The 5,616-nt window shown below is 48.3% G+C and carries 5 protein-coding genes; 3 read left to right on the top strand and 2 right to left on the bottom strand.

The window, feature by feature from the left end; all coding sequences use genetic code 11:
* The 3 genes from H528_RS14800 to lon all read left to right on the top strand — a co-directional run.
* Positions 1-432: PD-(D/E)XK nuclease domain-containing protein (locus H528_RS14800; protein WP_028845937.1), on the top strand; the 432-nt coding region annotated here is incomplete at its 5' end.
* Positions 426-575 carry a PD-(D/E)XK nuclease domain-containing protein gene (locus tag H528_RS14795; RefSeq protein WP_022854495.1) on the top strand — a complete coding sequence of 50 codons (150 nt, stop codon included), beginning with the start codon at positions 426-428 and terminating at the stop codon, positions 573-575. The genes H528_RS14800 and H528_RS14795, both read left to right, overlap by 7 nt.
* Before the next feature lie 91 nt (positions 576-666).
* Positions 667-3,078, top strand: a complete 2,412-nt coding sequence (gene lon / locus H528_RS0111750) for an endopeptidase La (RefSeq protein ID WP_022854494.1) — start codon at positions 667-669, stop codon at positions 3,076-3,078.
* Here lon and hemB read toward each other — a convergent pair.
* The gene (gene hemB, locus H528_RS0111745; RefSeq protein WP_022854493.1) at positions 3,075-4,046 is read right to left on the bottom strand and encodes a porphobilinogen synthase; all 972 of its coding nucleotides are present in this window, start codon (positions 4,044-4,046) and stop codon (positions 3,075-3,077) included. The genes lon and hemB overlap by 4 nt on opposite strands.
* Before the next feature lie 150 nt (positions 4,047-4,196).
* The gene (locus tag H528_RS13720) at positions 4,197-5,330 is read right to left on the bottom strand and encodes a DNA recombination protein RmuC (protein ID WP_022854492.1); all 1,134 of its coding nucleotides are present in this window, start codon (positions 5,328-5,330) and stop codon (positions 4,197-4,199) included.
* Positions 5,331-5,616 lie beyond the last annotated feature (286 nt).

The raw sequence follows: 5,616 nt of genomic DNA, 5'->3' as shown, positions 1-5,616 counted from the left end.
GAGACGATTCTTTTTCAGACGGGTTATCTCACCATAGAAAAAAGATACGAAATCATGCCAGGTGAGGCAGTTTACGTCTTACGCTTCCCAAATATCGAAGTGAGAAAGGCCTTCTCTGACCACCTTTTGAATTACTTTCTGGAGGACCTTTCAAAGAAAACAGCAAACAAGATACGTATGGCACGGGTTCTCAAGGCAGGAAGAGTTTCTGAGATGATGGAGGTATTTCGCGCGTTTTTTGCTTCCATACCCCACGATTGGTATCGAAAGACAGAGCTTGCGGGCTATGAGGGCTTTTACGCGAGCATTTTTTACTGCTACTTTGCGGCCTTGGGGCTCGATGTGCGGGTGGAAGACGTCACTAACCAGGGCCGCCTGGACATGGCGGTGCTTTTTGAGGGAGGTGTTATCTCTTTGAATTCAAGGTGGTAGAGGATGAGCCCGAGGGCAAGGCACTTTTGCAGCTAAAAGAGAAGCGCTACTTTGAGAAGTATAAGGGCGAGTGCCAAAAGATCTGGCTTATTGGCGTTGAGTTCAGCAAGCGTGAGCGGAACATCGTTTCTTTTGAGGTGTAAGAGGTTTCCTGAGATCACTCTTGTTTTTGCCTTGTTGCTTTGAAAGCTCATAGCGACTAGACTTTTTCAAAAATTTATTCTGAGGAGTTCTATGAACGAAATCGAAGAAGCCCTTGTCATTGGCGACATCAGCGAAGGAGAAAATATCGAGATACCCGAAGAATTACCCTGCATCGCAGTGCGTGATATCGTAATGTTCCCCTCAATGGTGGTCCCTCTTTATGTTGGGCGTGAGCCTTCTCTTGCCGCGGTGGATGAGGCCCTTAAGGGAGAACGCCTAGTGGTCATTGTCTCTCAGAAAGACCCCGATGTAGACGAGCCCACCCCTGAAGACGTGTATCACGTAGGAGTTGTGGCAGTCATCATGCGCACTTTGAGGCTTCCTGATGATCGCTTAAAAGTTTTGGTCCAGGCGGTTGCCAGGGCCAAAGTGGTAGAATTTGTGCAGCAAAAGCCATATTTTCTCGTACGCATTGAGCCCCTTAAGGAAGAAGAACCCGATAAACTCGACATAGAAACAGAGGCGCTGGTGCGCTCAGTTAAGGAAACCGCTGAGAAGATATTTGCCTTGCGAGGCCAGCTAAGCCCAGAGCTAAACACAATTCTTGATGGCATCTCTGAGCCCGGCAAACTTGCAGACCTCATTGCTTCTCACTTAAAGCTAAAACAAAGCGAGGCTCAGGAGCTCCTTGAGGCTTTTGATCCCCGGCAGCGTCTTAAAAAACTCTATCGTTACCTTTTACGCGAGCTGGAAGTGGCCACGGTGCAGGCCAAGATTCAAACCAAGGCCCAGGAAGAAATGAGCCGCACCCAAAGGGAATATTTCCTGCGCGAGCAACTTCGGGCCATCAAAAAAGAGCTCGGCGAAGTTGACGAACACTCCCAGGAGATAGAAGAACTTCGCACCCGCATTGAAAAGGCCCGTATGCCCAAAGAGGTTGAAAAGGAAGCCTTAAAGCAGTTGCGACGCCTCGAGATGATGCATCCTGACTCCGCAGAAGCCTCTATTATCAGGACATATCTGGAATGGCTTACCGAGCTTCCCTGGCGCAAGCAAACCAAAGACAAACTTGATTTGAAGCGTGCCAAGGCTGTACTTGACGAAGACCACTATAATCTTGAAAAAGTAAAAGACCGCATCCTTGAGTACCTTGCGGTGCGCAAATTGAATCCCAAGGCCAAAGGGGCCATTCTTTGCTTTGTGGGCCCCCCTGGCGTAGGGAAGACCTCTCTTGGGCGTTCTATTGCCAGAGCCCTTGGTCGTAAATTCGTACGCATTTCTCTCGGTGGTGTGCGCGATGAGGCGGAAATCCGCGGTCACCGCCGCACTTATATTGGCGCCATGCCAGGGCGCATAATCCAGGGCCTGAAGCAAGCCGGTACTAACAATCCTGTTTTTATGATAGACGAAGTTGACAAGCTCTGTGCTGATTTTCAGGGGGACCCTGCCGCGGCACTTCTCGAAGTACTTGATCCGGAACAAAACACAGCCTTTGTGGACCATTATCTTGGCGTGCCCTTTGATCTTTCCAAAGTCATGTTTATTGCCACAGCCAATATGACAGACCCCATCCCGCCAGCTCTCAAAGACCGCATGGAAATTATTTACATCTCAGGCTACACCGCTGAAGAAAAACTCGTTATCACCAAAAAATATCTTTTGCCCCGCCAGATAAAAGAACACGGCTTAAAACCAGAAGATATACAAATCTCAGATGAAACTATTTTGAAGATTATTAACGAATATACCGAAGAAGCAGGGCTCCGTGAGCTTGAAAGAAAGATAGCGGCCATTTGTCGAAAGATCGCGCGGCGCATTGCCGAAGGCGATAAGGGGCCTTTCCGCGTGACGCGCCAAAATCTTCATAAATACCTCGGTCCACCTGTCTATGTGCCAGAGCTTGAGCAGGAGACTGACGAAATAGGAGTTGCCACAGGCCTTGCCTGGACGCAGGCGGGTGGAGAAGTCCTTTACGTGGAAGCCCTTGTTATGGAAGGTAAGGGAAATCTTATTCTTACCGGCCAACTAGGCGAAGTTATGCGCGAGTCTGCCCAGGCTGCTCTTTCTTACACGCGTTCTATTGCGAAAAATTGGGGTATTCCCAAGAACTTTTACGAAAAATACGATATCCATATTCATCTTCCTGCAGGGGCCATCCCCAAAGACGGGCCAAGTGCCGGGGTTACCATTGCCACCGCTATGGTTTCAGCCCTTGCCGAGATTCCCGTTTCAAAAGACGTGGCCATGACAGGAGAAATTAGCTTGAGGGGTAAAGTACTTCCTGTCGGGGGAATTAAAGAAAAATCCCTTGCCGCCCTGCGCAAAGGGATTACCAAGGTCATCATCCCTGAGAAAAACTTAAAAGACCTTGAAGAAATTCCCAAACACATGCGGCGCAAGATCGAGTTCCTTCCCGTGCGCCACATGGACGAAGTGTTGAAGATAGCCCTTTTGCCTGATGCGGCTAAAAAGAAAAAGAGAAAAGCTTCGCGTAAGAGTTAGCTTAGCTTTTTGGCCACCTCTTTGGCAAAATAGGTGATGATGATGTCAGCCCCGGCGCGCCTGATGGAAAGCAAACTCTCTAGCATGGCGCGCTCTTCATCAAGCCAGCCAAGACGTCCGGCAGCTTTTATCATGGCGTACTCTCCACTTACCTGATAAGCCGCAATGGGGTGATTAAACTCAGCGCGCAAACGGGAAATGACATCAAGGTAGGGTAGGGCAGGCTTAACCATCAGGATATCCGCTCCTTCTTCCACATCAAGGGATGCCTCGCGCAGGGCTTCCCTAACGTTGGCAGGGTCCATCTGGTAGCTTCGCCTGTCCCCGAACTGCGGCGCAGACTCTGCGGCGTCGCGAAAAGGCCCGTAAAAACTTGAGCAGTACTTCACGGCGTAGCTCATAATGGGAATGTGTGAGAAGCCCGCTTCATCTAGGGCCTCGCGAATACGGGCCACCCGCCCGTCCATCATGTCGGAAGGGGCCACCATCTCCGCACCGGCCTTGGCGTGAGATACCGCGGTGCGGGCCAGTTGTTCAAGGGTTAGGTCATTATCAACCTCGCCGTTTTTTATGATGCCACAATGGCCGTGGCTGGTATATTCGCAAAGGCATACGTCGGTGACAACAACGAGCTCAGGGGCCTCCTTTTTGATGGTAGCAATGGCTTGTTGTACCACACCACGTTTGGCATAGGCCTGGGAGCCTATTTCGTCTTTTTGAGCCGGGATGCCAAAAAGTATTACCGCCGGGATACCAAGGTCTAGAACTTCTTTGATTTCGTCTTTGAGTTGATCACAGGAGAACCTATAAACCCCAGGCATAGAAGGGACTTCTTCTTTTATGCCTTTCCCTTCAACGATAAAAAGCGGATATATCAGATGTTTTACCGAGATTTCCGTTTCACGTACCAGGGAACGTAATTGTTCGTTGCGGCGCAAACGACGAGGGCGATATTCAGGAAAAAACATAGTGACCTCCTCAAATTTTTAGTTTGAGACCTTTGCAAAACTTCCGAGATCAGTGTTGTAAGCAAAGCCGCAAGGGATCCGTTCCCATTTTTCGGAACGAAAAACGGGAACGGATCCTAAAGGTCTCATTTTGAGTAAACTAAATTTTTATTAACGGTCAAGTTTCTTTAAGTCCAGTTCCTGGGGAAGGGTTGCTTCTTTGTCGTTTGAGACTGCCTTGAGTTCCTGGAAACGCCTGGCCAGGGGGTAGAGTCTTCGCTGATACGAGCCTACTAACTGGTTGTAGGTGGTAACAACTTTTTCAACCGAGGCTCCGAGACGGCTTATATGTTCGGCAAAGGTTTCAAGGCGACTAAAAAGCTCTCGTCCAAGCTGGATAATCTCTTCGGCGTTTTTCACAAAAGATTCCTCCTGCCAGGCAAAGGCCACCGCCTTAAGCATGGAAAGCAAGGTGAGAGGTGTGGCCAGGATAATTTTTTTTTCAGCGGCAAATTCAAGTATTTCCGGATCTTCATGGTAGGCCTGGGCAAGAAGGCTTTCCGCTGGGAGAAAGAGCACCACAAATTCAGGGCTGCGCTTTAGCTCTTTTTGTAGGGCTTCCCAGTAGGCCTTTTGAGCAAGTGATTTCACGTGGTCGCGAAGCAATCTGGCCAGCTTTTGGCCTTGCTTGAGAACTGGGACCTTGGCGTCAACTGCAATAACCTTTCCTTGGGGGAGGTGCACTACCAGATCCGGACGATATTTGGTTTGCGTGGTTACCTGGGTGCTAAAATCGCAATGTTCTAAAAGCCCTGCAAGTTCTACCAGGCGTTTAAGTTGAATTTCTCCCCAATGACCCCGCAATTGAGGGCTTTGAAAGATGCTTTTCAAGAGATTTGCTTCTTTTTCAAGGCGCGGAAGATGTTCTGAAACAAGGCTTTCTAATTTTTCCGCAAGCTTTCCATAGGCGTGTTCCCGTTTGGCCTCTAGCTCCCGAAGCTCTGCTTTAAGTTCTTTTAAGTGTTCATTTAAGGGTAAAGTGATTTTTTCCAGGTGTTTTTCCCTGGCTTCAAAAATCTCACGACTAAGATCAGCTAAAATTTTGGCGTTTTGCGAGGTGATTTTCCCAGAAAAGGCCTCAAGGGTCTTTATTAGATCCTGAGAAAGTGTTTGCTTTAAGGCTTCTTTTTCTTCTTGCAATTCTTTTACGCGCGATTCAAGAAACCTTGTCTCCCTTGTTCTTAAAAACCAGGCAAGTAAAAAACCAACGGCAAATCCCCCACTTAAGAAAGCTATTTCAATCATTAAACCCTCTTATTTTCAAACTTTAACAAGGAGTACATTTTATCAGAAGTGTCATTGTATGGTTAACAACAGAAAGGATGATTAAATTCAGGAAGAAAAGTTGGTAGGGAGGGACTGGCTGGCTTGTCATGGAACGTTTGCCCTATGGCAAACTGTTCGATCGCGAGACTAGCCGTCCTTCCCTATGTTTGAACAGTATCCGGGACGTTTCCTTTTGCGGAAACTGTCCGTATACAAGGCTAAACCGGGAAGGGCCTCCCTACCAACATCGCTATTATAACACTTA

Source organism: Thermodesulfatator atlanticus DSM 21156, assembly GCF_000421585.1.
GTDB classification, from domain to species: Bacteria; Desulfobacterota; Thermodesulfobacteria; order Thermodesulfobacteriales; family Thermodesulfatatoraceae; genus Thermodesulfatator; species Thermodesulfatator atlanticus.
Note: the sequence above shows the minus strand (reverse complement) of the source record. Positions and strands in the feature narration are given on the sequence as shown.

Excerpts from the sequence above, each read along its gene's own strand:
- lon (WP_022854494.1), top strand. The coding sequence starts at position 667 with ATGAACGAAATCGAAGAAGCCCTTGTCATTGGCGACATCAGCGAAGGA.
- hemB (WP_022854493.1), bottom strand. The coding sequence starts at position 4,046 with ATGTTTTTTCCTGAATATCGCCCTCGTCGTTTGCGCCGCAACGAACAA.
- H528_RS13720 (WP_022854492.1), bottom strand. The coding sequence starts at position 5,330 with ATGATTGAAATAGCTTTCTTAAGTGGGGGATTTGCCGTTGGTTTTTTA.